The sequence below is a fragment of the Phycisphaerae bacterium genome, from assembly GCA_035275405.1.
Classification (GTDB): Bacteria; Planctomycetota; Phycisphaerae; order UBA1845; family UTPLA1; genus DATEMU01.
Genome location: DATEMU010000015.1, coordinates 539568 through 563980, shown reverse-complemented (window position 1 = coordinate 563980; position 24413 = coordinate 539568). Strand labels below are relative to the sequence as shown.

General features: G+C 57.1%; 13 protein-coding genes. All 13 read right to left on the bottom strand.

Annotation, left to right across the window (positions count from 1 at the left end):
* Positions 1 to 278: 278 nt before the first annotated feature.
* Entirely contained in the window at positions 279 to 1010 is a 732-nt protein-coding gene (locus VJZ71_20115; GenBank protein ID HKQ50390.1) for a hypothetical protein, read from the bottom strand.
* 99 nt (positions 1011 to 1109) lie between these two features.
* Positions 1110 to 2876 (bottom strand): hypothetical protein, encoded by a 1767-nt coding sequence (locus tag VJZ71_20110; protein HKQ50389.1) that lies wholly within the window; start codon positions 2874 to 2876, stop codon positions 1110 to 1112.
* A complete protein-coding gene (locus VJZ71_20105; GenBank protein HKQ50388.1) occupies positions 2873 to 3778 on the bottom strand; it encodes an alpha/beta hydrolase in 906 nt (301 codons plus the stop codon). The genes VJZ71_20110 and VJZ71_20105 overlap by 4 nt, the downstream gene beginning before the upstream one ends.
* A complete protein-coding gene (locus VJZ71_20100; GenBank protein ID HKQ50387.1) occupies positions 3715 to 6324 on the bottom strand; it encodes a hypothetical protein in 2610 nt (869 codons plus the stop codon). Before VJZ71_20100 ends, VJZ71_20105 begins: the two co-directional genes overlap by 64 nt.
* A 140-nt stretch (positions 6325 to 6464) precedes the next feature.
* Positions 6465 to 7256, bottom strand: a complete 792-nt coding sequence (locus VJZ71_20095) for a hypothetical protein (protein ID HKQ50386.1) — start codon at positions 7254 to 7256, stop codon at positions 6465 to 6467.
* A 66-nt stretch (positions 7257 to 7322) separates the two neighbouring features.
* Positions 7323 to 9050 (bottom strand): S1/P1 nuclease, encoded by a 1728-nt coding sequence (locus VJZ71_20090; GenBank protein HKQ50385.1) that lies wholly within the window; start codon positions 9048 to 9050, stop codon positions 7323 to 7325.
* Positions 9043 to 10458, bottom strand: a complete 1416-nt coding sequence (locus VJZ71_20085; protein HKQ50384.1) for a CHASE2 domain-containing protein — start codon at positions 10456 to 10458, stop codon at positions 9043 to 9045. The genes VJZ71_20090 and VJZ71_20085 overlap by 8 nt, the downstream gene beginning before the upstream one ends.
* Before the next feature lie 56 nt (positions 10459 to 10514).
* Positions 10515 to 11864: a hypothetical protein gene (locus VJZ71_20080; GenBank protein HKQ50383.1), complete on the bottom strand. Its 1350-nt coding sequence runs from the start codon at positions 11862 to 11864 to the stop codon at positions 10515 to 10517.
* Positions 11865 to 12236: 372 nt separating this feature from the next.
* Positions 12237 to 14219, bottom strand: a complete 1983-nt coding sequence (locus VJZ71_20075; protein ID HKQ50382.1) for a C1 family peptidase — start codon at positions 14217 to 14219, stop codon at positions 12237 to 12239.
* A gap of 101 nt (positions 14220 to 14320) precedes the next feature.
* Positions 14321 to 15118, bottom strand: a complete 798-nt coding sequence (locus tag VJZ71_20070; protein HKQ50381.1) for a caspase family protein — start codon at positions 15116 to 15118, stop codon at positions 14321 to 14323.
* A gap of 884 nt (positions 15119 to 16002) precedes the next feature.
* Positions 16003 to 21957 (bottom strand): family 16 glycoside hydrolase, encoded by a 5955-nt coding sequence (locus tag VJZ71_20065; GenBank protein ID HKQ50380.1) that lies wholly within the window; start codon positions 21955 to 21957, stop codon positions 16003 to 16005.
* Between the two features lie 13 nt (positions 21958 to 21970).
* Positions 21971 to 23188, bottom strand: coding sequence for a hypothetical protein (locus tag VJZ71_20060; protein ID HKQ50379.1), 1218 nt, complete (start codon positions 23186 to 23188; stop codon positions 21971 to 21973).
* A 23-nt stretch (positions 23189 to 23211) separates the two neighbouring features.
* A complete protein-coding gene (locus VJZ71_20055; protein ID HKQ50378.1) occupies positions 23212 to 24393 on the bottom strand; it encodes an IPT/TIG domain-containing protein in 1182 nt (393 codons plus the stop codon).
* Between the last annotated feature and the right edge of the window lie 20 nt (positions 24394 to 24413).

Genomic DNA, 24413 nt, shown 5'->3' with positions numbered 1-24413 from the left:
ATAGATTTTTCTGCCCGCGGCGCTCAGACTTTTTGAAAATTTTTTTCAGGCGGGCAATTCAGGGGTCGTAGGAGTCGTCAAACCCAGGCGGAACGGCTCATGGAAACCGGTTTTTGAGCCTGGCAGCTCAGCCTGCGGGATTTTCCGCTTCGGCACGTATCTCCGCTGACGCAGGAGACGCTCAGCTAGTCGCCCAGGCGCCGGGGTTCCCCCCAGATGTGCCGAATGGCACCGGAATCTCAAATGGGGAGGTATCCCCCCTTGCGTGGGTCGAAAGATTATCCCTTGGGCTTGGCCTCCTCGATCTTCTTGGCCGCATCACTGGATGCGCCCAGCAGTCCTTTCGGGTTCCAGGCATCGTACGTCCCCTTGCGAATGCTCTCGATACGGTCGCGCATCTCCTGAACCGCCTCCGCCGGCACCTGATTAATCGCTTTGAACAGCTTGACGATGAACCGCTGGGCCGGGCTGCCTTTGACCGCAACGTACTTTTTCTCTTTAAGCCAGGCCATGAATTGGACGGCGTTTTCAACATCGGAGGGCGTCTCGTCGGGCTTCGAAACGGTGGCGACATTGTTGACGAAATTGTTCGCCCGGCGAGCCATGGCCGGCACCATCATATCAAAGAGCGAATCGTCCCCACCGTCCAAGACGTTTCTTTCGAACATCGTGTAGGCCCTCCACGCATTCGAAAGTGCGGTCCCGTCCATCCGCGCCCCCTTCAACAACAGGCTGGCGTTGCGGGAGCGCACCTGCATCTGGCTGATCTTCTTCGTGAGGGTCATCTGGGCGTTATTGAAGCGCTTGAAGTCACGGTCTAGTTGCTTGATGAGGATGGTCCAGAGTTCGACCTCCTTCCACTTCTTGGCGGCGTTGGCCTTCTCCAACGAGGCCTTGGCCTCGTTGAGCTTGTACTCACCCAGCGCCTTGATGTACTCGTTTTCAGCCCGGTAGCGGTCTGTCCAGTCCTTGAACGATCCTGACCTCGGGTCGACAACTATTTCTGCCATTTTCATCTCCTCATCGATTCAGTTTAAAAGAACTCTCAGCGGTTGGTCGGAATACAAGGATCCGAACCATCCCCATTCTGAGCGACCTCGCACCACGAATTAACGTCCCAACGTTTTGTTGGCCGCATCAAGTCGCTCCCTCCATGTAAGGCGGGCCAGGTCCCAAGAGACCTCTCGTGGAGAGTGCATCTCATCCGACGCCAAAAGCATTTCTTTGATAGCGAGCGCCGTCCGTTCAGCCTGGAGTCCGGCCAGAGTTACCAATGTCTGGTAATTGCGTTCACGCGTGATGACGTCATCGGCCGCCCGCATGTCGTCAACCCTGGCCTTAAGAATATCTCGAATGGCAACCAGACATTCCCACGCCTTGTTGGCTCCCTCAAAGGGCTCAAGTGCATCGCTTAGGAATCCTCCGACAAGTTGCAAAAAACGCTGGACTGCTTTCTTCTGATAGTGCTCGTCCGAGGCTCCTAATGCGGCAACCGCAGCCCATCCTGTAATATCCGCGGTAAGTAAGACAAAACGGGTTGAAGCGTATGTCAGCTGCCCGGCACGAAACGTACTCTTGGCGACAGCTTTCGAGAGATCGGAACCAACGACGTAGGCCTCGGCCTCGGTAGGATCGGAGGTCTTATTTGCATTGACCACCTGCTGTTCTGCTTGGTCGAGAAGCCGCGCTGTTGACTCGATGGCCTCGTCGATCCGTCTTTTGCGACGCTGCACTAAGCTATGGACTTCTACGGATAGAGTTTCCAAGGAGCTGGCGAGCGCGAGAACGGTGGCCATCGAATCAGAATAGATCCGTTTCGCATCGTCACCAGAGACGTTCCCGTACAGAGAAGTTTGCACCTGGAATCTGGCTTGAAGGGCGTTCATTGCTGTGACGATTCCATCCGGCCTTGATCGCTTCCCGCTATTACGACCACCTTCCGATCTTGATACATTCTTCAAGAGTGTTTCCACTGGTGCGGCGCATTTGCGCGAAGTCAGAAACGTGAGTACGTTGCGGGCTTCAAGCACATAGGTCTGCACGGTACCCACGGCCTCCTCTTTGTTGCCCGTCGGCTCCCACTTGAGAAAGCGGGATAACGCCTCTCCTAGACGCTCGCGCAATTGGTCGCCGATGATGTCGAACCAATAGCTATAGTGGTGCCACATGGCCGATTGCAGCAGCGGTTGTGATTCGACTTGGGCCAGTAGCAGCCTCAGGTCGAAGCAGAATTGCATGAACAAACTGAATTCATGAATTGCGCACGAGCGGGCGTCGCGTTCGGACGGAGGAAGTAGCAGATGGCAGATGAACTCCTCGGGCGCCTCGATAAGCGTTACCACGTCGTCGAACCAATAGCCCTCGATCACGAACGAGTCCAACATCCGAAGAAAATACCCATCCTCGAGCTTTTCCATGAAGCGTCGATCCAAATCCAGAAACGTCAGGAAGCACCCATTCGCATCATTGCTTTCGTGTTCCTGCAGATCGCGGGCTGCGCCATCAATCCGACATCGAAAAAGCTGGGGCAGCTTTGTTGGATAGAAATCTTCGTAATAACGCCGTACGAGCTTATTTCCGAGGATCAGGCGGGCTTCCGTTCCGAAATCGGCCTCATCAAGCTTCGGTATGAAGCGTATGAGGGAAGCAACTTCCATGGCGGAGTAGCAGTTTAGTAACCGATCTGTTGCGGCTCGAAGTTCAATTTCTCTCGCCGCGACGATCGGTTGCTGGCGATAGTCGCGGAGAAGGGTCGCGAGCTGTGAGCCTTTTTTGCGGCGGATCAGGTCAACAAGGTATTTGGCCGCCACGTGCGCCTCTGTGCCGAAGTAATACTTCGCCTGCAGGTCTTCGAAATTTGCCTGTTGGAGGTTCATAGACAGGCCTCCAGGAGGGTTAGCGGATCGAGAAAGTCCTTTCGTGGCTTGCACACACTTGTATGCGTAGTACCGGGGATCGCGTCGGGCGGTGGATCGTCACCGAAGGTGCCGTTCTCGACAATCTTTTCGTATTGGGCGATAACTACTTTTTTGGCTATCAGGTGAGGGTTGGCCCCGCCCTTCGTCGCTGTGGCGGTATCCTCAAGCAACGATTTCAGCGCTCTTGAATCCGGTTTCAATTCGTCAATCAAGGGTGACACGAAGCGGGCACCGATCCCAAAGAATCTCAAGAACTTGAAGGAACTTGCGGCCTCCAAGGCCAGGTCGGCGACCCTGGCCCCCATGTGTGCCGGCGCATATAGCACGAGTTTCGTTCTTGACACCCATTTCAACTTGCCTCTGGTGCCATCGAGAAGCGCCCGACGAGCGATGACCGCACCAAGCGAGTGCGCGACAATCACTAATTCATCGTACTCAAATGACGTAGGCCGCTGGGCAGACGGCGGAAGGTTTGCGGCGAGGAACTCTTGGGTCTGGCCCAGTAATCGATCGACGAAGCTTCGAAAGATCGCCGCGCTGGCGTTCATTTGGGCTCGCAGACCGTCATATCCGTAGAAAAACAAGTCGTATCCTGAGCATTTTGGACACTCGGGGAGAATGGTGTGAAAATCCGACCAAGTAGTGATCGCCTCGCCGCTGAAACCGTGGATAAAGAGCAAGGCCTTGCGGTTGGGTTGCACAGCAAACAGGGCCTGCGTTTCACCATCAGGCTTTTGTGTGCCTTTCAAGGTCCGAGGCGCGAGGTAGATTTGCATGAGTAAGCCCTCTCGGGTGGTTACGTACTTGGACCAGCTACCACTATTCGGGTCAGAGGTGGTTGCATTCTGCTCGGCGACCAAAGGTCCTCCGTGGGCGGCTTGCCCCCCTGAGGAGCGGCGAAAAGCAATAACCCGATGTGCTCGCCTAGCTTGCGATAGCTTTCCCACTGGGCTTCGTCGAAGTACTGATCCATCGTCGACTCCTGAGGAAAGTTAGGTTGTGTTTTTTGGTATTGAAGGAGATCGGCGGGCTCGTCCCCTGAAAGTCCCGGTTTGATAATGAGAATCCAGCCCAATTGCTCGGGATCAGAGTAGGTGACTCGCGCCAAAAGGGCGTGCTTCGGAAAGTACGTAACGCCTGCATCCGCGTCGTTGACTCTACCTTTCACTAGGCCCTCGATGGGGAAAAAATCTTCTGGAGCACCGATGATGTTTAGTAAGTCTGGATGGACGACGTCTTCGAGGTATTTCAAGTCGTCGGCTGATTTGAAGGACGCTGGTCCTTCAAAGTTCCGGTGGCGCAAAAACTCAATCTCCGCCCCAAAATCGATTCGAGCCTTGCGGACCAAGTTGGCGATGTCCGCAAACTCGTATCCGGTATCACGGCCGGCATCGCTAACGATGATGAAGGGGACGCGCCGGCGAATCAGTTCGTACGCCGCCGTGTTCTCGAAATGCCCTCCGTCAGACAAGTACCAGTGGCGTCGTGCTGGTCCATGAAAGCGCCCCATAAACTCATCCAAAAGGCAGGACTGGACCGGCAACACGGTGCTAAACACCTCACCCATTAACGCAGCAAAACCGGGCTTCGTTCGTCCCTTACGCTGGCCGGGCACGACATGGCTGTCCCACCAATATCCGAGGCGGATGTTGAGGAGTCCCAGCAAGAGACTTAAGCCTACGGACGTACTCGCGCCTAAGCCCGTGCTCACGGCCGCCCCGGAAATGGCCACCCAATTTCCCAGCTCCAGCTTTTCCACCGTCCGCGGCTTCCCATCAGTTCCGGCAGTGAGGGCATGGAACCTAACGACCTTGGCCTTGTCTCCGTGCTTTTCTTCTTTGTCTTCTGGTTCAGAAAGCAGGGGGACAAGCTCGTCCTTTTCCGCACTGGTCCAGAGCGCGTGATCGTTAATCCCGACGCTCATCCCGCACGGGCCCACGGCCATCGATAATCCCTTGCGGTCCCGTTGCTCGATTTGCGACTTGCCGGAGAACGTCTCGTTGAGCGTAACGTTTAGAAGGTGAAGAGGACCACCGACCTGATGGGGTTGGTATTTGTTCAAGGGGAGTTCATCCCCCGCGATGGGATCGGTAATGCTATATTGAGCATCCTCTCGTCGCGTCACGTTCGACGCTCCGAGGTACGCTCGTTTCAAGCGAGCGGAATAAAGTTGTTGATGAGAAGAAAGGTTGACGAAGCCAAATTTCCGGCTGAACCACCACGAAAAACCAAAGCTAATCAACACGGACCATACCAATGGAGCGACGCCCTTTACGACGTTGACTGGTCCGGTCGCGTTCTCCCAGGGTATCTCTCGATTCCAGGCGAGGCGATGGACAAAAACGGACAGACTCAAGACGATGATACTTACCCATGCGACGGCGATGAGAAGAGCGACCAAATCAACGGGAACCCTGAGCGATTGCCGGCGCGGTAATTTGTCAAACAGGTTGGCTATCTTTTGCGCCAGGCCGAAGATCACCGCAATCGTGACGGATGTGCCCGTCCATTTCGAGGGGAATTCAAAGTTCTCGAACGCCCATTTTCTATACAGAGTTTGCCCGATCGAATCCACCAGCGCAAAGGTGAAGAGGACGAGAGTCACGATGAGGCCGATAGACAGGCTTTTGGCCAGTCGATTGCGGGTTCTAGCCAGAATTTCGGTGGTCGGGATTTCGGCGGTCGAAGGAATTTGAGATTCGTTGCGGGAAATACCGAACAGGGTCGCGATTGCTGGCAAAAATACGTTGAATTGTGTCAGCCAATACAGACCTCCCGCTGGCACCATCCAAACGGCAAAGGTGAATACCGGGAGGAAGATCCAGGGACTCCACCAGAAGCCATCTGAAGAAGTGGGGCTCAACCAGCGTTCATAGGGCGGGACGGTGTTCCACAAATATCCGAACCAGACTCGCACCAAGGTCGTGCTCGTCAAGACGAAACATAGGACCAGCAACCCGACAACGTGAATCGCTACCCAATTGCGTAGATAAACTGCCGCCGCAAGCCAGGAGTCTCCAGCTCCGTTGGGCGAAAGGTAACGCCCATTCTCCCGCAGCCAGCGAACGGGCCAGGAAAAAGAGTCCTTCAGCGATTCCTCGACCTGTTCAACTCTTTTTTCTTCTGCACCCTCATGCCGGACGAATAAGCCGCCCAGGAAGCTCCCGAAATAACCGCCGCCGGAGACGGTGGATAGCCAATCGATTTTGCGAAGTAGATTCTTGCGGGCGAGTGCCTGGAAGAGCCCGAGACTGAAAGTCGCGCTACGAATCCCACCGCCCGAGAGAGCCACGCCGACTTGGTTTTTGGCGGTTTTCTGGTCAGGTTCTTTTCCGCCGTTGGATTGGGTTTCAATCCCCGCTTTTTTTCTGCGCGTGTTGACTCCATTGGTTTCCGCGTCGCGCAAAGGTGGTGGATAGACTCGATCAAGACACGAAATCCTAGTGCGCTTGTTCGTGTCGTCGATCGGCGCAGGATTTTGTGATCGTCTTGACGATCTCTTAGGCGAAGGCATAGCTAGCGATCTCCCGGTCGTGTCCAGGAAGTCTACTTTCCGGCATCCTGCCGGGATTGTGCCCGGTAGCCCGCAAAAGCGCCAATCACGGGAACAATCACCGCAACCTTGAAGGCAAGTAGCATCCATCCAACGGAAGCAGTCTCGTACACGAGGGGCTCTTTCCAGAGGAGTGTACTGTTCAACTTCAACACCGGAATAGCCTCCAGGAAATGCCACAAGTAAAAGTCCATTAGTCGGCCATGGTTTACTTCTGGCGAGGTCGACGTCGTCAGGGCGAGGTTGCCGTGGCTCACAAGGTAATAGGTAATCGCGGAGAAAAAGAAAATTGAGATCCAAAGCGCGTTGAAGGAATACGCGAACGGCGCGAAGAAACTCAACCTACTCCGCAAGAACCCAAACAGCCGTTCACGGTTTCTCTGAGTAGCAATCAGCGCGATCATGCCGATAAACAGAATTCCCCAAAGGACAAACGCCACCACCTGAAATATTACGGTGAATTTGTCTAGAATTGTCGCAGAGAGCCAGCGGAAAAAGGCGGCTGGTATCACCGCCACGCCCATCCACAAGGTCAAGTGGAAGTACACCGACATGAAAGCGATGCCTGCTCGACCTATCCACCGGAACCACAGGTTAAGAATTGTCAGTACGACCATCACCGCTCCGAAGATCGCACTCGCCCATACTTGGCTAGGTGACACACCTACCCATAGCGCGATGAAGGCAGTAATTGCACCAAAGCAAAGCACTCCCGCAGAAATCTGGAAAACATCCTTCCACGGGACGGGTTCCGTTTTGACTTCGGCCAAGTAATAGTCTTTCACGTCTTTAGAATCCTTGGTGACGTGGCACGGGGACGCGGGCGTTTGCAAGGCCCAAGAGACACTTCCTCAGTGTTGATCCCGGCCCACAAAGAACTCGACCCACACCGGCCAGTGGTCCGACACTTTCTTATCCGTAAAAGCACGATCGACGCCCCAGTTTCCCGTGAGGTCGCCAAACGCACCTTGGGTGACCACGATTCGGTCATAGGCGCAAGGGGCGGCCGCGATGTTAGTATCCGCATCGTCCGGCACGACCCACCGGTAATCGTCGCCCCGGATGGCGAGCGGATTTAGGTGGGCGACGCTGGCATAATTGCAGGAGGCGTTGAAATCCCCCAAAACCACGAAATCATCTTCATCGGGATAGGCCATTTGCGCCCATTCCACAACATCGTGGAGTGCCTCAATCTCCGCGACGGCCTGCTCAGGGGCGGTGTGAATACTGATTAGGACAACGCTGAGATTGCCGGATTTCGCACGGAACCGGGCCATAAAGGGCTCGCGTTGAAAGGAGTCTGCCGCCGAATCGTTGAAAAGTCTTGGAGATCCCACAGGCTCGATCGTGGTCGAGTTGTAGTAAAACCCATACTGCTCCTGAGAATCCCCGTCATCATCTTGAAGGCCGGTCCGCGGGCTTACGATCATGGCGTACTGAGACCCATCCCCGTTGATGCTGTCAAGGAATTTCTGGGGGACTTGGCCCTGAGCATCCTTGATTTCTTGTACGGCGACGAGGTCGTAGGCGCGGATAATCTCGGTCAACACATTCATGATTTGGGGCTTGCCCGCCTTGGTCTTGCCAAAGACCTGGATATTGAACGTCGCAATGCGAATCGTGTCGGCCACGGCCGCGGTGGGCGGGAGCATCCCCGCAGGGCTTTGGGTCTCAAGGCCAAAAGGCAGCGGGTCTTGATTGGAGAAGATGGCATTTAGGACTGCCGCTAAGCGGATGCCGCCCTCCTTCAGGCGGCGCTCCACGATGGGTAGAGCTTGGTCGTAATAGGCTTCGCGCAGATCATCGTTCTCCCGCACGCGGGTGCTGGGAGAGGCTGCACCACTCGATGCGGCATCACGATAGGCATGCACGCGGGCGAGTTGATAGGAGGTATCGGTCCATGCAAAGATCGAGTTCGTCGTAGGCGTAGTCCAAGTCTGCTGTTGGCCATCGCTGATTTCACCACTTAGCGCCTGGGCGTAGTCTTCCCACGCCAAGTCGCCGAGGAGCTGCATCCGCCGCTCAATGATGAGGTCATCCCAAACGTTGTGAAGATTGACCAGCCACCCCTTGGCCTCATTGATGTACTGGCGTCCAAAGAAGCGAACGGCGATGCCGTTTCCGCCCCGGTCCTCCTTGTAGCCGGCATGCAAGGGCTGGTGGAGGTCGCCAACAAAATGGGCCAACAATCGTATCGCTTGTTTCTTTTCGCCTTTGCTGGCGTTGGGATCGCGAAGGACCTTGGCATTCGCCATGATCCCGCCCACGACGCAGTCCCCTTCCGAACAATGTTGATCGTGCTGGTAGGATGCCTGTTTTTTGGGGACGTTGACGTAGTGATAGGGCTTGATCCAGTCGTATTCCTCCAGGCTTCGTACACGATCGGGCCAGGTGGCGGCGTAGAACAGCGTTTCGGAGCCCAGGATATCCCGAATGGCGGTCTTGGCCTGGTTGTTGAGATGTTGCCAAGCGATTTCGGCGATCACCATGTGTCCAATGTGCCCCCACCCGAAACTTGGGACAATGGCAATTCCAATGAGGATTCCCGCTACGCCTACAATTCGTGTTTTTCTAGTCATGGGATTGATCAATTGATCTCCTGGTTGAATTAGGAATTAGTCTTTTTCCGACGCATACTCGACAAACCAATAGCACAATTGCAAGAAACCAGATGGCTGCGAGAACGTAGACCACCTCCAGCCAAACAAGCCAGAGCATTGCGGACACAGCTGATGTCAGGATGACCAAGACAGAAATGCACGCCACGCGGAAAAGAAATTGCTTGGCCGGTATCCCGCGGGCCGCCCAAAGGGCAACCAGATAACAGGCGACTGCGATCACGGCGAGCGCCGACCACCATGAAGTCCGTCGAAAGTAATGCCCCGTGCGCAGCGAATGGACGGCGTATGCATGCGCGACAACACCCGGTTTATTGCCAAAGGGCGTAACAAAGATATCTCCGGGTGAGTCTTCACCGAACATAAGGAACGCGTTTTTGAGTAAACTTCGGCTGGACGGATTCGCTTCCAGCTCTTGATAGGTGACGACTGGGATGGCCCCTTGTTTGTCGGCGGCAAGTGAGCCCGCCGGGGCGATGAATCTCAGTCGTTTGTCGTCAGGCAATTCGAGGGTTTTTCCGCGTATCTTTGCGACACGCAGGCTTAAGGCCTCCAGATTCTCGTCATCAAAAAAAAGCGGCATCAGCCGGACTACGCCATCGGCATCCCTGAGCCCCACCAAATGACCGCGCTGGTTGGCGGTGAAGCAATCGTCGAGATCGTTGGGCATCGATCCCGGGAAGTGGCGACGCCCTTCCTCAACGATTTCAATCCCCACGACGATGTCCAGCTTGGATTTCCGGACCGTTTCGCACAGGACTGAATCAAACCCGCTTATTTGCCGGAAAAAAACATCAAAAGCAATTCCCTTCGCCCCGTTCTCCTCGGCCCATTTGATCAGATTCGCCAATTGCCGACGAGCGTCCAGGACCGAGCGTTCCTTGGAGAACGATCGCGTGACGACAACGAGGTCATCGGGATCGAGCGGCTTCCGTGGGACAATCTTGTATCGCCAGTCTCCCGTCCAGGCGGGTGCGAGCCAATTCCGGTCGACGGGCTGGCCAAACAGAGTGACCTTTCGGTTCCAGACGAGCAGGTCGGAATAGGCCGCACAAGAAAACATCACCACGTAAACCGAAAGGAAGGTCAAAAGCTTGCGATCGAGAAGCCACTCCTTCCGGCCAAAGGAAGAACGAGCCGCGATTATTGCGACGATGCCAAGCGGCACGAGGATCCATATGACTTGCCATGGTTGGGAAGTAAAATGGTCGGCAGTCGCTTTCCAAATGGTCTGTAGCAGGGCGATAGGAAGCCCCAAAATGATGAGTTCGAGCATGCGATCACGATACCTGGAAAGCCGTTCCTTAAGCGGCAACATGGGGCTCTGGTCGTCCGGGGTGCGCGGCGGAGGTTTGGGGTCTGCAGCCATAACGAAAATCGTGACAACCAAAAAGAGCGACTGCCGCTCCCAGAAACGTCATCAGATCACCAGCGGACCGAAACCGCCCTCTTCTGGGTATTTGTGCTAAAGCCGGGCTTGGATACTCGAATGTTGAAGGAGCAGTTCTCGGATCGGCGTTTGCACCGCCAGGAGACCGCAAACTCACCCTTCGCATTGGTCTTTCCGAGGATCGTCGCGCCCCGAATTCCAACTAACTCCACGGGCGGTTCGCCTTTGATAATGACCTCTGCGTCTCCAACCGGCTCTTTCTTCGTCGTCGATACAGAAACAATTAGGGTTGCAACTTGGTCGGCCCGAAACTCCCGGGGAGTGGTGGTGCCGACATTGACAATAAGAGGGGCGTCAGCCTGGCCTTCGGGGAGGAGTCGTTTGATCTCGTCCGGAGCGATGTGGTATTTCTGGATTTCAACCTCGCCAATGAGTCCATCGTTCTTCATCGCCATTTTGTACCAATGCAGGGCGTCGTCCTTTTTGTTCAGCTTCAGATATGCCGATGCGGTCAGGAAATCGCGTACCGAAGCGGATCTACGGTCCGGTTCTTCGATCCGACGGAGGTTGTACAACGCGCCTCGCGAAAGGTTGTACTTGTTTTGAGTCGCTGCCAATGCCAAGCGGACCTCAACGTCCTCTGGGTTGCTGAGTACCTGTGCGTATTGGTGTGCCAAGGCTCGGAAGACGTCTCGAGGAGATTCACCTGCTACGGGGCCGTGGTCTAAGTCAATTGCCACGCCGCTCTTGGCTAAGTCGATTCGGGCGTAAGCCTGGGCGGCGCGGGAATAATCCTCCCGCGGGATATCCATTCGTTTCAGGCCGGCCGCTGCGAAAAGGACTTTTTTTCCATCCTCGACAAAATCGGGCTTGGCTGAGGGGGACGACCGAAATGACACTTTGCCCTCGTAGACCGAAAGGGCGATCTGCGTCTGGTCGTTCTCGCGAGTCACGCTCACGCCATACATCGTGCTTTCCGATCCCATCGTGACGCCGCCCGCGGTGATCGAGGTCGGAGACTCTGCAATCACGTCGGCACTGCCGGCGCGGAGGTCAAAGGTACACTTCCCGGTGTCGTTGTCCCCCGGAGTCACCAGCATCCGGAAGGGAGCGGAGAACCGGAATGATTCGCTACGCTCGCCACAGGTCACTTCGACGGCGATGTCCTCTACCGCGCATTGCAGCTCGTCGCCGACATTGAGTTTCATTTTGGCAGAACACGGCATTGGTTGAGTGCTGCCGAGCGAGAGGATTGTCACGTCAGAAGTCTGGCTGACCGGATCCGTACCCTTGACGATGGTGGAAAGGACGACATCTCCATTACACAAAGTCACGAATAGCAATAGGGGGAACAAAGTAATACTGACAAATCGGGGATGGTTCATTTCGTTCTCCTCCCCTCATCGCGAGGGCTGCTGCTGGGCCGGCGAAGGATTGCAATCCACGGCAGCCCGACGATTGATGAAGCGTTCCCTGGACTGGCACGAGCGCTCGGCGCGACAAGCTCGAACCGATCGTAAGCTCGCGCCCGACTCGGCTGTGGGCGCGAACAAACGATCGTGTTCCCAAGAAATGTTGAGCCCCGCACTCACGGCCCGCCTGGCTGAGGGCCAAACTAGTGTCGGGCGCAGTACTCCAAAGTCAACCACCGAGGGCATCCGAACCACCATGCATAGGACCTCAGAAGGATTGGCTAGGACTAGAGACACTCGGTTATCCAGCGTGACCAATATTCGTACCGTCGCCCGCACCCGAAACTAGAACCGACCGCTTAAGCGACGTCTTTGGTCTCGCGACGACGAGATTGACCGATGGAATTCCATCTTGGCAACGTCTCGCTTAGCCTTGGTAATCCGGGCCAACGTACCTCGAAGTGTGGCCTCGTCGTCATCGAAGTCGCCATGGTGGGCGGCAGACGAAGCCTGCGGGGAGCCCGACGATTGGTTGTTCGGGGCCAACACTAACTCCGCCTTTCTGCTGCTGATCAGCTTCTGGAAATCGGCGTCCTTATCTACGAATTTTTGCATCCCCAGGAGCGGAATCCCCTCGCTCTTCGAATCGAAAGGGATTCGTGCCCGGTCCTCAAAGGCGTTCGAGACCAAGTAAAGCAGCGATTTGTGGTACACACCGGCGCAGTTGTCGTTTTGCTCTGCACAGTCGCTCAGATTAAATACCGTCAGCGCCTTTATCTTGTTGGTCTCCAACATCTTGCCGTAGGTTTTTTTGAAATATTCGAGAGTGATCGCCGGCGCCCAGAGGATGCAGTTTTTGATGACCAGCCCTTGAGCGGCCAAGTTCTGGGCCAGCGGCGCGAGGAGAATGCTGCCGGCGCTATGCCCTACGAGGTGCAGGCGGAGGGGAATTTTCTTTGCCAGCCTGCCAATCAGTTGCGCAACCAGTCGAGCGCCGCCTTGAGATGTCTCCGTGGCGTCGCGAGCGTTTTGTTTCATCTGATCCCAGAGTTGTCTACCCAGCACTCTGGCCACCGGTTCCAAGGCATCATCCAGCCGATCGAGCATGAAGTCCTTGGATGCATCGAGGATTCCCTCTGATCTCCGGCGCTTGATGGCATCCTTCAAGATATTCGTGACGGTCGACCAAAAATCCGTCTTCCAGATGAACGCGAGAGGGTAGACCTCTTGTTCCAACAGGGCGGAGCGATATTCCGCGACGCGCTGCACCGCCGACACCTCATCCGTCAGCCCGCCATGGGCATAGAGCAAGAGGTCGCGCGCCTTGGGTCTTTTGTCCCATTTTGCGGTGATCTGGATGAAATCCTTGGTGATGATCCGCTCCACATCGCTTTGGCTAGTGCCGTAAGTTCCGCCCTCGCGCAACCTTCCATCGTTGCCCAGGCTGATGATGTGGGGGCGCTGACACTCGGCCGCGTAGGCGTGCGATTGTTCAGCGGCCTCCCAACGGACGACCGCCTGGGCCATGTACGAATCGATCTCAACGGGCGCGCCCAACCGGGCCACCCACACGTCTGTGCCATTCTCCAGCCAATCGTCGTAATGGATCCGGCCGAAGCCTCCCCGCCCCCAGGTCGGCCCCCAAGAGTTCTGGATCCAAAAGCCCAGTCGGTCATAGGCCACGATGGCAAACGCATGACCCCCGACCACGTCGGGATTCCGAGGGATGATGCCGTTTCCTCCTACGCGTTCCCAGCCCACATGGACATAGGCCGTGGCGTAGAGAATGTTGACCTCGGCGATGGCGCTGTGCATCGCCACGAGGTCTTTGTGGTTCACTCGAAAATACGCACCCAAGGGCCGGAGCAGCGCATCCCGGCTCCGTTTGGCCGTCAGATTCCGATCCGGGGAGATCGTCTTGCCGTCGGGTTTGTAGTACGGCCAGAGTTCCGACGCGCAGACACCATGCTTGTGCCAGCCCTTCATGGCCCCTCGGGCGCTGGAGCCGTCGTAGCTTTCGCCGGGCCACTCGTCGTGTCGTTTGGCCATCTCGTAGAACATTCGCGGACTGACGTCAGTGGCGTCCGGGATGACCTTTCGACAGCGGAGCAAGAAATGGGCGACGGTCGACAGGCCAAAGCCGGTGCAGGCCCCTTCCCTGCCTTGGTCCAGCACAGGGACTTTCGCAGCCAAGTAATCCTCCAAGTCGATGCGGATAGGAACTTCCACCAGCGTGGGAATATACATTTTGTCCCGGAAGTCCAACGTATCGGGAATCGCGTTGACCAGCCGGTCATTGACCCGTGCCTCTGGCGTTGCGGATTCCATGGCACCCTGCCTGGATCGCTGGCTACCCTTTCTCCCCGCACGGCGGCTTGCGGAGCGGCTCAGAGGCCGCCGTGTGGGGCTGGACTTGAATCGTTTCGATTTCATTCAAGAACCTTCCGGTCTTTGTGCGACCGAGTGCCAAACAGATTGGGCTCTTGCTCGAAACTGGCGTTGGGGAGGAAGGAGCGAATCGTGCTATGCCACTGGCGATACGTAGCGTTCGCTGGCAGATCCTTCAGGGCCTTGATCGCGAAGTAGGTGAACGCCCCATTCGCCCGTCCCTCGAACCAGGCATCGGCGCTGGTTTGCAGGTCCTGGCACCCCGAAATCAAAAGTCCTTGATGGGGCCGCGGACTGGTGACCCGCCCGTGGGAGATCAGCATGGCCTTTTCAGCCTCCTTCGGCGGAAGGAATTTTCGCGGATCGAGGAATCGGGACTTCGTGGGCTTCTCATCACCCCGTAGGACCATCCTCGGGGCCCGCGAGACACTGCCCGAGTGGCAGGAGTCGCTCAGGAATACCAAGTTCACACCCGCCTTGCGGGTAGCGAAGAGGTCGTAAAGCTCGTCGTCCGTCAGTACGGAGTTCTGGCCGACGTCGGAAGGACATAGGACCTCGTCACGGCCGTCGGGCTCGTCGCCATCCTGCTCGGGGACCCAGGAACCATGTCCTGAGTATTGGAAAACGAGGCTATCTCCGGGATTGCCGTCGCCGATGAGGCGCTCGATCTCCGCTACCATGGCGGACTTGGTGGCGCTGCGATCGAGCAACTGGCGGACCGTGAAACCACGGGACTCCAGGACCTTGGTCCAATCTTGGACATCGTTGACGCATCCCGACAGGTCGTTCTGGATGCCGGGGTAATCATTGATCCCGATACAAAGGGCTTTCTTGGCCATGATTTTCTCCTTCTAGACTGAGAGGTTGTGGTTTTTCGAACGGGACAGACCGCCGATGTTCCAGCCAAGACCGGCTGAACTCGTCGGCAAACGGCGATTTCTTGGTGGTATTGGGCGCTTCACCTCCCTTCACGGGCAATGAACTGGATTCCGCTGGCAACCCTCATTCGCCGTGACCGTCTCGAATCTGTCACGGGGACAATATTTTCTTTCCGACGCCTGAACGAGTGACGGGCTAGCCGATGGGGATCCCGACCCATCAGCGTCAGGCTTTCGATTTATGAGTTGGGCGGTCCCTTTCCTCTCGTCTCACTGAATGAATGCGTCAGGCGACCGCCTGCGCAGTTTACAGACTGTCACACCGGGCGGCTTTGCCCAGCTGAATTCTTGGATCAGAATTCTTCTTAAGGGTTTTTGCTTATTGCATCAGCAAAACACCTGAGGTTGACGGGCTGGCCACATTGGTCAGCTCAAAGTGCTCGGCTCCCGACCTAGCTCATGCACGACCTCCCTAAGTACATATAGATTTTTTTGCCTCCGGCGCTCAGGGCTTTTGAAAAATATTTTCGTGGTCGTAGCAGGGCACGGGGTTCCTGACCGTTGTGCGGTCGGTCACAGATTTTCCCAACTTGGACGTCCCGTGTTCGAGTCCCATCAATCGCTATCTTATTGCATTTCAGAGAGTTAGGCGTGGTATTACCCCACCCAGCACATGCCGTTGAGGAGGGTAGAAGTGTCGGTGTTGGCCCGGGTACTTTCGTATCGCGCGGGTGAGCTGGACGTCGCTTGTTTGCGGTCAACTATTGGCCCCGCGGCGCTACCAAAAGCTGTTAACCAGTTCTTCCGCCCCGACCCCTGACGACGAGCAACACCGCGCCTTCAATCTAATCAGTTAGGGACTTCAAAGTGAAGGTTAGACATGCGACCTCGGGGAGAGTGCTGCTGCCCCGCCTCAAAACCGCGGCCTCTGGACCACGGTCCAAGTGAAAGGTCAAACGTAATTCATACTCTCCCTCCGGCAGGTCGGCCGGATCCTCCGGTATGATTAAGGCGCGAGTCTGGTCTTCACTCCAAACGACGAGAGGATCTTCGATCACTGCAAACGAATCCTTACTGATTTGACGCATCTCCCAATCGATACGCGACCAGACGAACGGTTCCGGGCTTTCGATCAGGAGGCCGATCCACACTCCCGCGGAGTGGACAGCATGAATCTCAATGGACTCTGGAAGAGCTCGATACGTATCTTCTCCCAGAAACCGCGAAAGCAGGTCGACATAAGTTTCCCATGCAAAGTTGTGGAGAGCCTCCAGTGCGGAGAGAGTCGAATCAATTTTTGCAGCCTGGTCTGTGTCGGAGGCGGCGGCCAGCGAGGCGCGCTCCGCCTCCACAGCATCTCGCAAAGTGGATATTTCAGAGCGCAGAGAGGGGAGGTCTGTGTCGAATAGCTCCGAGAGGCCGGATTCGGTCATGCCAGCGGCTTCCAACTCGTAAACCGTCCCACTGAAGCTGTCGCAATGTTCGGAAAACCCGCGGTATCGCGAGGTTGTAAACTTCCATTCGAGGACCGACTGTCTAGGAGCTGAGAGGACTTGGAATTCCGAAAAAGCCACGCTGTCGCGACTACCGAGGAGCCCCGCTGATCCGCTCGCCGCCATTCCGTCCGGTGAGTCATCGAACACCGTCTCCTCACCCAGCTCGACGAGAAGTGCGCCCCCTTCACATGTTATCACGACGTGGCAGCTCGACGTGGAGGGCTCCAGGAAGCCGGACGCCACAGTCTTGTCGGTTCCTCCAGAGCGAACGACTAGCGACCAATCGAGGTCGTCTTCGATGAGCAGGCGGCAATAGTTATCCGAGTCGCTGTATCGAACCAACACCCCCGCACCGTGGTCAGTCAGTGCATTGAGAGTGACGTGGACTTGATAATCCTTCCAGGGCTGGCCTTCGCCGACAAGTGCCCGATCGCCGATATCAATCGACTCCCAGTAATTCGCTGGCCAGGAGCTCTCAACTAGGTCGGAATTGAATAGGACATGACTGCCCATGAGGCGCGCTGCATAGAGTTCCTGGCTTCCCAGGAGATTGTCCGGCCAGTCTCGCACCAGCACGGAGTAGAAGTGAGCGCCAGCGTTTCTCCAGGTGTACAGCGCAATTTTCCCGGAGCCGAGTGCCTCTGCATCCGTGTCCTCCACGTCGAACAGATACTCCCCATCGAGCTGACCACGAATTCGGTCTCCCTCGCATCGCACGCATAAGGTGAATTTGTCACCAGATGGATAGGCATCCCGGTTGCTTGAGGACAACCAGTCGAAAGGAAAGGATGTAAGACCAAATGGTATGAAAGAGCCAGCCGTTGAACTGAAAAACGTATTCTCCCAGAGTACCGTAGCGACGCCGCCGGTCATACGCACCAGTCGACGGTACCCACTGTCAACATCTACGCTCAGTCGGTAGTAACTGGGGTCTCCGGCATCGTTCTCGGAATACCGAAAAACGATGCCGATGGCGCTCTGGGCGGACTCCATCTCGACTTCCATGGCGAAGTCAGTCCAAGCGGAATCCCCCGCCACGAAGAGGGTGCCCAGTTTCTCAGGAGATTTTTCTCCGTATGTGCCATCGTTCATGAGGCCCTCCTGGCGGGCCTCGCCGTCCGAAACGATCCAGGACGAGGATTCCTCGCTACCCTCATCCACTACCACCCAGGAATCGTCCGTTCCCTCGAAATCCTCGTAGAAGAGCGCCGAGGCGGATGCGGAGATCATCTGCGGCCGCAGAAGATCGGCAGTTTCCACAAGCTCACAGTCCTCGAGTGCTGCGTAGTACTGGGTATCGGTTGTCGTCACTGCTGCCGTAGGCGACTCACCCCATTGATTCTCGAGTTCGAGCTCCTCGCCGGCTCCGTCGGTGACCGGTTGGTCGTTGCGGTCCCGCAATTGAATTACGAGGTCGGCGCCATACATCTGCTCGACGTAGTTCTCTTTAGGCTCCATTCCGAGGTCGTATGCGGAGTAGACGGCAACGGCCCCATCCTCGGGGATGCGGCGCTTCGTGTAGAGCTGGAGGTCGGTTAGGAAGCCAGCGTCTGGGAAACCGGTGGGAGGATCGGCGATGGCATGCCCAATGGGCAGGATTCCGGGGGGACCACCGGTCTGGAAGTATGCGTAGTGAGTAAACACTTCTGGTTCCTGCTCTGTGCCTTCCTTCTCCAGGGTTGCGGAAGTGATGATCTTGAGGCGATAGCGCGTCTCTGGATCAAACACCTGATCCTCGCTTCCCCAGGATTCGCCACTTGCGATCAACCTTTCGATTCGACTTGAGTTCCAGGCGACGGCATCGGCCTCACTTTGTGTGGTGAAACAGATCGATTCGACGAGAATCCTCTCCTCCAGCAGAAGAGCGTACAGATCAGAATCGTATTCGAGCAGGTAGCCGTTATCGCGGTTCTCAGACTGGAGGGTCTTGATTTCAACCCATTCGATGTTCTCCGCCTCTATTTCGAGCTCGTCATCCGAGACGATCGGGAGTTTGTCGAGGTCTATTTTGGGCAGTGAACCGTAGATAGCCTTCCGGCGGTCCTCCATCTCCACGGATGCAATCTCGACTCCGCCGGAATAGGCGATGATCGTGGTCTTGCCGATGCATTCCAAATTGAGGCGCACCTTTGACATGGGTTCAGGAAAGGCAACATAGAGAGAGAACGTGGATAACCGTGGCTCGTTGAGCACGCGGAGGGCGAACCCGACGGACGGCGTCCATTCGGAATGCTCGATGACATCCCGTTCGACGCTTTCGGGGGCATAAAACGTCAAAACGCCCCTCTCAAAGAGCGGGCCGAAAGACGTGCCAATCAACTCTCTTTCTCCCCAATCCACGCATTGCTCGGTTGCGGTACGTGAGTCCACGCATGGCCACGAGGGGTGCAGGGCGAGGAAGCTATCCGCGACAACCCTGGAACTGTTCCGCGCATACGCAAAGGGCGATCGGACCCCAAGGTAGAGGCGGGTGGGGAGGACCTCTCCGCTTCCGCCGTCGATGGCCGCCCAACAGGTCTGCCCTGGATCGAAGTCAACAGCTTCCCAGCTCCCGTCCAGGCTTTTGCCGCATCGTTCCAGTTCCACCGAAACCAGTTCGTATTGAATCGAGTAATCACCCACGATCTGATCGTTCGGCTCGGATTCCCCGCCGGTTCCCAGATCGTCCTTGAAGTGGACCGGCCGGTTGAACACGATGACAGGTTTCGCATCTAATGGGACGAATGGCGCCCAACTAACATCCACAGGAACCTCGCTCGGCTCATGGACATTTGTCGAGACTTCCAGCGGCCAGGTTTCCGTGCACTTGAGATGCTCGAGACTTGCGGACTGGAACGGATCGATAAGTTTCGGGACGTCCTCTTTCTTCCACTCAAGTTTGATCGAGATTTCGCGATCCTTCAGTGGTTTCGGTAGATCGATTCCGACCGCGACTTTTCCACTGATCAGGTAGGCCGTCGGCGTGTTGCCCTCAAACTGGGTGTAGGCGAAGAGACCCAGGCCGAAACCCGCCACTTTGACCGCGAATTCGCCTCCGAAGTCGATTGAGCCGTAAAGATGGGCCGGGCTCGCGCTGACCTCGGCGGCGCCTTCCAGCCAGGCCTCCATCGTGACCTTCACGGGCCCAAACTTCCAACTATCTCCTAAGCTGACACCGAAGCCGGACCGCACACTCGATGCGTCGAGCATCAAGTAGGCATGCGCGTGGAAAAGGGCGAGGACGTCGGCATGAATCCGCCGGTCCTCAGGCTGGTCTTGGCCGATGTATAGGTGCCAGGCGGAGGCGTTGGTGAAACTGAAGTACGCCTCGGCGGATGCCCCGATGTCGATGATCTTCGCCAGTTCGAGCTGGGCGTCGATGTTGAGCTGGAAATACCCGGCGAGGGCGTCCAGGACGGCCAGTGCAGTGAACGCTCCTTCGGCACTTCCCTCGAGGTCCGGGAGCCCTTTGAGGATGTCCGCCTTGGCCTCGAGCATGATGACGGGGCCAGGCAAAAGGAAAACGAGAAGTCCTTTCGCGGAGACCGAATAGCCGCCGTCGAAGAGCGTGCCGATGGTCAGGCCCGCGCCGATCGCCAGCGCGTCGTCCCGGCCGGCCCACTCTGCATCAATAACTTTGAAGCCCGACGACTTGTACCATTGGTACCAATCGTCTCCGTGGGTGGCGGGATAGATGTTACATCCATAAAGACCCGCCATCCCGTAGATGGCTGTCCCGGTGGCAAACACCGGAATCCCGACCGGTAGATCGAGGCCGAGGAAGATTCTATTATACTTGAACGTCCCCGAATCGTCGGTCTCCTGTCCGATGATGACGGACGCGTCGAGGCTCACCCCGAGCGGCAAAAGTTCCAGGGAAACGTTGCCTTTAAACTCATTCTTTTCGTCCTCGTTGTAGAGCGCCACGGTCCCGTCGAGGTGAAGCAGATTCGGAATCGTCAGCTCAACGCCGATGCCATTGAGTGTGATCTCGGGAGCTTTGTCCGGGTCGTCCGGATCCCAGATGACGCGCAGGCCTTCAACGGAGGCGCCCATCGGGAGCGGTTTGGGGAAGGCCACCCCGCCTGAGCAGCCAAACCACCGCCGCCCGTCATCCTCGTTGCCGAAGCCGATCTGCGTGATCTCCATGAGGAAGCCGTAGAGGTCCAATGAGAACGGTTCCTGCAGGTCGATCCAGCCGCCGTCGATCTGGACCTCGCCGTCGGAGGAGATGCGGAGGTTTTGGATCTGGACGTCGGGCCAATCGAGATCGGCGAGGGTGAGGGAGAGGGTGCCGGAGAGAGCTAGGGTGGCCTCTCCGTCTTCGACCCCGAGGCCCAGGCTGGTGATGCTGAGCGTGCCGACGCCGTCGAGCGTCAGAGAGACCACGCTGTCGCTGTCTGCGTCGGCGAGCGTGACTGCGAATCCGCCGTCGGATGAGAGGCTGAGGGCGACATTGACTTGCTTGTTGAAGAAGGGGATGGTGAGCTTGCCGGAGATGGCGCCCTTGACGATGGCGTTCTGGACGAAGGAGAGTTCTACCGAAGTCAGGGTGAAGGTGAAACCGAAGAGGGTGGCGGTCTTGGACCCGGAGAAGGAAACGCTGCCGGTGAAGCCGCCGGAGCCGATGTAGCAGTCCTTGAACTCGACTTCGTCGGCGATGAGGTCCTTGAGTTCGGAGGGGAGGTAAACGCGGGCGGAGTCGAGGTAGAGGCCTTTGAAGCCGGCCGGAGCGCCGGAGGGAAGTGCGGCTTGGGAGCTAAAATAGAGGCCGATCTGGTCTGCCTCGATCACGACTCCGGTGTCGCCGATCATGGCGGGGGGCAGTGAGACAAACGGGGCAATGTCAGGCAGCGAGACGTCGATGTCGCCGTCACTGTCGATGGATACACTGACAGCAGTGATTCCGAGATCAAGTGGGAGCGCTGCTCCATTTGAATCGGTTTCCACAACCCAGGCGCCGTCTTCATCGCGGACCGGCCTCAGGAGCGAAGCAAACCGCAGGACGGCACTCACGGCCGGAAGACGCACTTGGAACCCGTCCAAACCACTCTCGCCGTGAAGCTCGACTTCGATTTCGAGCGACGTCGAGCCGTCGGGTTGTCCCAGATAAGCGCCCATCCCGTCCATGCCGGGAACTGAGAAGCCGATCTCGCCGTCGAACTCGATGGTGAGGGAGACAACGGTGGTGTCGTCTGACTCCGAGACCTCGTAGGAGGAGATGCCGACGCGGTCGAGAAAGGAATCGCCATCGGGGGCGGTGAGGATGGCGTCGTTCCAGGAGGAGGCGAGCTGGCGGAGCGAGATGAAGGTTTGAGTGGTCATGAGCCTGCCTTCATTAGGTGAGGGGCCATGAAAGTGTGCCCCGGCATACGACTGCTAGCCCAGCGCCCGTAGACTCAAAAATGGAGAAAGTTCCTATAATAGTCCCCCGATCAGATGCTCCTGCGTCCATGGCGCAGACTATCTCGAATAGCCCATCGCTGCTCTGCAAAGTCACTTCCTCGGCAAGGTCCTTTCCGCTCACCGCTGTGAGAATGACTGGGAGCTCGCTCAGGTGAAACGTGGAAGCATCGAATCCTCCACCGAGGGATTGGACGGTGACCTGGAGTCCCGCCGCGGTCCATTTGAAATCCGCTGCTGCACCTGGGTCCAATGGGGCTCCGATGTAAGGCGCTAACGATGAATCGCTCGTGTCGGTGATGGTGGTTGAGCCGGTCTTGACGACCGGCGCGGCAAGCCGGAGCGCCAGACCCCATGGTATTGTGGCGTTCTTTCCGGGCCAGGGAGTGATTTCTGCGACTCCATCAACGACCAATCCGACGGAGTCGCTGCCATCTCCAATCACCGCGTCGCTTACGTTGTGCTCCACGAGCAACTTGAGCAATGGCTCGATCTGTATTCCGGGCAGTGTTGCATCCTTCTGAGCGAGAAAAAACAGGAGGCGCTTCGATCGATGAAGCCCGTATATCGGCTTGCCCTTTGGAGCAAAGTACGGGAACCACTCGCCCGCCAGCCCAGTATTCGCGATTTGCGTGATTCGCGCATCGTCGCTCATGTTGGATATTCCGAAGGGAATTCCATCATGCAGCAAGGGCACGAGTGACCCGACGGCGTGGCTGAACTCAGTACCGGGCGCGTCGCGCGGATCAAGTATCGCCGTGCTCTGGGCCCGACCCACCGAATACACGTCAATTCCCCTCCCGGGCATTTTTCCAATGTAGTACGAATCCATCTTAACATATGAATCATGGGCTCTACCGTCCTGGATGATCGGCCCTGACGATGTCGTATCGCCGAAGAGGGGAACGGAGTATTTCGGCCCGTTAATGACGACGCGCAGACCATCAGCGGTGGAGGCCTCCGCTGCGGTGCCTGAAAACGTGGAGCCCGTAACTTCGAATACTTCGAGATCGTAGAACGCGGCATCAGCAATTACAAAGTGGAAACCATATGTTGGGTCGCGTCGAGCGAATAAGCCATTGTCCGAAAGATAGCTGTCGCGGACAACGCTGAAGAGGTCAGGTGTCGAGAAGTCAAAGTCAGCAAGTGCCATGTGATGCTACTCGGGTGGACTACTCAACCAATCGCACTGCTTGCGCTCGCGAGCAGTGCTTCCAGCTCTGCTTGGGCCGATTCGAGATGTTCACTGACAGCGGGGTCTAATGCCGCGTCACCCGACTGCTTCCAACGACCGGCTATCACTTGACCCGTCGTCTCACCGGCATTGTCTAAGTCCTGATATAGGCCGGACTGTGTCTCTTCATCAAGCTCGCCAAGACCCAAGAGCGTCGCAGCGCGTTCGGTGATTTCCTGCACGCGAACTCGGAAGGAGTCGATGGCTGCGACCGCAGTCGTGACGACGTCCTGTGTATAGGAGAATGAGGCGGGATACACGGTCCCGTCAACTGAGACATCCACCGTCCCTTCTTCCCCCTCGGGTACTGTCGCATATAAAAGAGTGCCATCGGTAGAGGCGTGTAGGTCGGTCCCTGCCACTGTTCCGAACGTGATCGAAGACGAATCCGAAAGGCCTGAGCCGCGAAAGCTCACGCGGGTGCCGCCCTCTACCGGTGCAACTGCTGGCATGAGCGGACCTTGGAGCAACTTCAAGAGGGGGTGGGCGTCCACCAGTGGGCCGCCGAGGGTGGCGAACACGGAAAACTGAAACGCGGGCGCGAGAAGCGAACTTTCTGCATCGTGGAGCGATAGCTCCACCTTGCGATAAGCGGAGGCGTGCGCGGTGTCTTGCGCACCCCGGCCCAGCCTGGTTCCAGCGCTGACGAGCACAACCGAGTCGCCGCTCATGAACTCGTCGACCGCGGCCGCTCGCTCGTCGCTGGTCAAGTCGGCATACACCGGGTTGGCCGCGAACTCGACAGTGATGTCGATGCGGACGGCTGCTTCGTCGAGGTTTGAGTACACGGCGACCACGAGTGTCGGAACGCTTCTGCCGCCGGACGCGGACTGGAGCGAGAGGTAGTCCCATACCCAGGTCCGGCAGATGAGGGTGGGAGTTGTGACGGGAGTGGTTCCGTCCAGGCCGGGCGCACCGGTAGGTGCGTAACGGACCGCGGCCTTGATCATGGCGTAAATACCGGAGTACCGATCGTTGGGGTCGGTCCAGATGGAGACGACGCTCGCTGTTGAGGTCTGCGCTTCGATGCGGGATTCCAACTCGGCGTAGAACGTCTCCGGGTCTTCGCCGGTTGGATGAAGTCCTACGGGCATCGCCAGCGTGAGGGATTGGTCGCTTGCCATCGTTCGCGCTCGTAGCTGAG

Coding starts and splice junctions, on each gene's coding strand:
- VJZ71_20115 (HKQ50390.1), bottom strand. CDS start 1,010: ATGGCAGAAATAGTTGTCGACCCGAGGTCAGGATCGTTCAAGGACTGG.
- VJZ71_20110 (HKQ50389.1), bottom strand. CDS start 2,876: ATGAACCTCCAACAGGCAAATTTCGAAGACCTGCAGGCGAAGTATTAC.
- VJZ71_20090 (HKQ50385.1), bottom strand. CDS start 9,050: ATGACTAGAAAAACACGAATTGTAGGCGTAGCGGGAATCCTCATTGGA.
- VJZ71_20085 (HKQ50384.1), bottom strand. CDS start 10,458: ATGGCTGCAGACCCCAAACCTCCGCCGCGCACCCCGGACGACCAGAGC.
- VJZ71_20080 (HKQ50383.1), bottom strand. CDS start 11,864: ATGAACCATCCCCGATTTGTCAGTATTACTTTGTTCCCCCTATTGCTA.
- VJZ71_20075 (HKQ50382.1), bottom strand. CDS start 14,219: ATGGAATCCGCAACGCCAGAGGCACGGGTCAATGACCGGCTGGTCAAC.
- VJZ71_20070 (HKQ50381.1), bottom strand. CDS start 15,118: ATGGCCAAGAAAGCCCTTTGTATCGGGATCAATGATTACCCCGGCATC.
- VJZ71_20065 (HKQ50380.1), bottom strand. CDS start 21,957: ATGACCACTCAAACCTTCATCTCGCTCCGCCAGCTCGCCTCCTCCTGG.
- VJZ71_20060 (HKQ50379.1), bottom strand. CDS start 23,188: ATGGCACTTGCTGACTTTGACTTCTCGACACCTGACCTCTTCAGCGTT.
- VJZ71_20055 (HKQ50378.1), bottom strand. CDS start 24,393: ATGGCAAGCGACCAATCCCTCACGCTGGCGATGCCCGTAGGACTTCAT.